At 40.9% G+C, this 3,413-nt stretch carries 7 protein-coding genes; all 7 read right to left on the reverse strand.

Features of this window, described 5'->3' with window-relative positions; genetic code table 11:
• On the reverse strand, positions 1-454 hold a 454-nt coding region (locus tag P9687_RS16865), incomplete at its 3' end, for an ArpU family phage packaging/lysis transcriptional regulator (RefSeq protein ID WP_328228945.1).
• A 105-nt stretch (positions 455-559) separates the two neighbouring features.
• Entirely contained in the window at positions 560-1,246 is a 687-nt protein-coding gene (locus P9687_RS16870; RefSeq protein WP_035184757.1) for a phage antirepressor, read from the reverse strand.
• Positions 1,247-1,308: 62 nt separating this feature from the next.
• Positions 1,309-1,548, reverse strand: a complete 240-nt coding sequence (locus P9687_RS16875) for a hypothetical protein (RefSeq protein WP_035184755.1) — start codon at positions 1,546-1,548, stop codon at positions 1,309-1,311.
• A gap of 223 nt (positions 1,549-1,771) precedes the next feature.
• On the reverse strand, positions 1,772-2,074 hold the full coding sequence (locus P9687_RS16880) for a hypothetical protein (protein ID WP_035184750.1): 303 nt from the start codon (positions 2,072-2,074) through the stop codon (positions 1,772-1,774).
• 13 nt (positions 2,075-2,087) lie between these two features.
• On the reverse strand, positions 2,088-2,270 hold the full coding sequence (locus P9687_RS16885; RefSeq protein WP_035184748.1) for a hypothetical protein: 183 nt from the start codon (positions 2,268-2,270) through the stop codon (positions 2,088-2,090).
• Positions 2,271-2,537: 267 nt separating this feature from the next.
• Positions 2,538-2,726: a BH0509 family protein gene (locus tag P9687_RS16890; protein WP_035184746.1), complete on the reverse strand. Its 189-nt coding sequence runs from the start codon at positions 2,724-2,726 to the stop codon at positions 2,538-2,540.
• Positions 2,727-2,858: 132 nt separating this feature from the next.
• Positions 2,859-3,068, reverse strand: coding sequence for an XtrA/YqaO family protein (locus P9687_RS16895; protein WP_035184744.1), 210 nt, complete (start codon positions 3,066-3,068; stop codon positions 2,859-2,861).
• Positions 3,069-3,413: the final 345 nt, after the last annotated feature.

Genomic DNA, 3,413 nt, shown 5'->3' on the forward strand with positions numbered 1-3,413 from the left:
ACATCACACCGTAGGACTTCTCTTTATAGACTTCAACTTTCAACGCAAATGCCAGCTTATAAAATGCCCGAGATTTTATTCTGTGATAAGTCCGCTCGCTCATGTTCAGTTCGTTGTACACTTCATAATCAAATACATCATCCTCCGTCATATACCGGCGGATGAGGATTGCCCGCTCCTTAAACCCGAGACGGTTTACGGACATGGAAACTTTACGGATATAATCGCTCCGCTCGCGTTCATAGTCCACATTCTTTACTGCAGCTTCTTCAGTTGAGGAGTGAAACTGGTTGGTGTTGCTTGGTGGAACCAATGAATAGCTTGAGGTTACTTTTGGCACCTGGTCCAGTTCCTGCGTTAGCAACAAAACCCTATACTTTTCCAATGCACCTTCCACCCGCTTCCTTGTCTCTTCCCGGTCAATCTCTGCCAGCTGAAAACTCAATTGTTCCATCATTGTTCCTCCTTCCAATAAAAAAACGGACACCAACCATCAGCAACAAATGCTGAAAGTCAGTGTCCGCACGCTTCTCCGTTACTTGGACATATTCTACTTCTATTATACAATTATTGATCGTTCTTTCAATAATTTGTCAATATAATGGATACCTTTTGCCGTGACATAGGTCTGGGGCTTATTAATGACGTGGCTGCCCATCTGTATCGGCTTTTCTTTCACAACGAAATACCCGCGGTTGATAAACTCCTGATAAGGTGTATTATCTCTCATTAAAATCTTCATCTCCCGAAGCAGCTTGAAAAAGTTATTTCGGCCATATCCTAATATTTTCGCAACATCCCCCATTTTTTGATAGTTTTTTCCGGAAATGAAGCGATCAAATGACTCAATTTTAGGTTTTGCCTTTTCAATTTCCTCCTGCAGATCTGCCGCCAGCCTCAAGGCTTCGCTGAATGTTTGCGGAACCTGTGTTGAGTAACTTCCCGTCTTCCGGATTTGCGGAATAACATCATGTGTAATCCATCTTTTAAATGCACGCGCTTCTGGTTTTCGGCTAGACATGATCAGTGAATATAGACCCGGTTCATTCACTAAATTGGTTGCCCCCTGACGACCTATGTTTAACATAGTCCGTTCATCATCTTCAAGTCTAGCGATTGCCTGTGTAGTGTTTCTTACTTCCAGAATATCGCATACATCTTTGGCAACAAACCAAACATCACTATCTATTAACACAGTTCGTAGTTGGCTCATTCCATAACCAAATACTTGCTGAATCTGGTTCATTTAATCACCTCATGTTTTCATTTCACACAATATACCCGTACTACGACATAGTCTATGATGGTTTAATATATTGGTCTAAAACTACTTTTCGCTTGAGAGCCTATAGCTTTTTTTACTGACATTTCAGCTCTTCCTTTTGCATTTAAAGGTGAATCGTAGCCAAGAATTATTTTTGTCCCAACGACATGATCAATTTGCATTTCTGTAAAACCATCCGTTGCAGCATTTAAAACTTTCTGCAGTTCTTCAGCACTTTGTCCGTCCGTTTCCACGACTTTATATAACCTAAATGATTCACTCATAAAATTCATTTCTCCTTTCAATCCTTCATCAAGTACAAGCTTCCTATACCGCCAATTCGCATACTTTCATTCACCACAAACCAGCGTTTGCCACCGATCTGCTGTATTGTCCCTTCATAATGGACCCCATTGCTACTAAATAGTGTTGCCTTTTCGCCAATCCATACTTTTCTGCCAAGATAATCATGCGTTGGTATCCGTTGACTTTGATATTTCAAATAGATCACCTTTTACGCGCAGGCACATACAGATAACCGATATTCTCATCAAATTCATTAAAAACCGAAAAGCAAAGCTCACAATACGTAATTAAATCGGACGGTCGTCTGCACTTTACAACGCGGTTATCTTTCCAAACGAGCAGAGATCCGCCATCAAATGCAATGCACAGCCCGTTTCCTAAATTCACAGCTTCTTTAATCCAAGCGCTAATTTTAATCCCGTTTTCGGAAAAATGAAATTTAAACTTTGAAGGTTCGTCTAAAATATTGATCATCAGTTCTTCAAATTCCAAAACATTTTGCATGAATCCCACCTCCTCACAGAATGTAAGCGATCGTTGTAATCATCCTGCCGAATGCCCTTTCTTCTAGGACATTGATGGCTTCAACAATTGCCAGACAGTCTCTCATTGGTTCAACATCCATGCCGCCTTTCCACTTTTCTCCCGCAGCAATGAGCTGTTCTTTAAGGAAATTAATACTGTTTTCCAATTCATTCACGTCAAAACATCCCTTTCCTAAGAGAACGGAATCAGCGTCCCGTTCTCTTTTTAATCTTTCGGTTTCTCCAAAGGTTCCACCTTATTTTTTAAATTTCGGTATTCTGTCACCGCCAAATTTTTTGCAATCATACCCTAAACGGGTTGAACATCGTTTGTGCTGCTTGCAAAACGTTTGACAAACGTATTTTCTATCTTCCTCCACCATCCACTTCTGCCGGCTGTCTTTGATGATAATTTTGGGCTCCATAACATTTCACCAACCAATTCATCTTACAAACTCATCTTCCATCTGGTTCATTTCAAGATTGGACTCATATAAACGGATGATTTCTGCATCGCTCTTTTCTTTCCAAAACGACCGGGTGAAACCGGTGATTACATATAGCCATTCAATCAGCAAAAGCCGTTCTTTTTGGCTTAATATTTTTCTGTCGACAGGTTTTTTCCGTAGCAAATTTCAACACCAACCCTTTGCTGCAAGATCCCGGACCGGACCGTGCAGCGTATTTTTGTACCGAGATTTCTCTGTTATTGGTACATGTAAAATATCATAATAGGTTTAAACAAAAGCTAAATCGGCTATGAATTAGGTAAGATAGGACTCTATAAACGTAATTTTTTTCGATTTCCCATTCACTGTCTCGATGATCGTGCTACCATGCTCAACTGCTTCACATTTGCGGGCAATTCCGCGCTTCCCATCCAGGACAACGATGATCACTTTATCCGGTTCAATGGCTTGTTTAATCGTCAAGTCTTCCAAAAGCTCTATTTCTCCAATTCGCTTTTCAGCCAATATCGACACGCCCCTTCTGTGTATGCTATAATGATTGCGTCGATATGGTTTTTCTCCGGGCTGAAAATGCCTGGCTTTTTTATTTTTCAACCTTTTTTACAGGCTGTTCATCCGTTTTCCCGTAATCATGCATTTCTTCACGGATTACCTGCTTTTGCCATTCAATTTGCTTGTCCTGCATGCTTTTTCACCCCTTAAAACGGCAAATTGTCGTCGTTAAACGGCGGCAGATCCTGACTTCCTTATGGTTCATTTGCAAGCCTATTTTTCTTTTTTTCGATACTGTTCCCGGATTTTCTCCAACCGCTTCCGCTTTGTCTCGAGGTCTTCTTGGGCTTCTTGGGC

This window comes from Weizmannia sp. CD-2023 (genome assembly GCF_036225245.1).
Lineage (GTDB): Bacteria > Bacillota > Bacilli > Bacillales > Bacillaceae_C > Weizmannia > Weizmannia faecalis.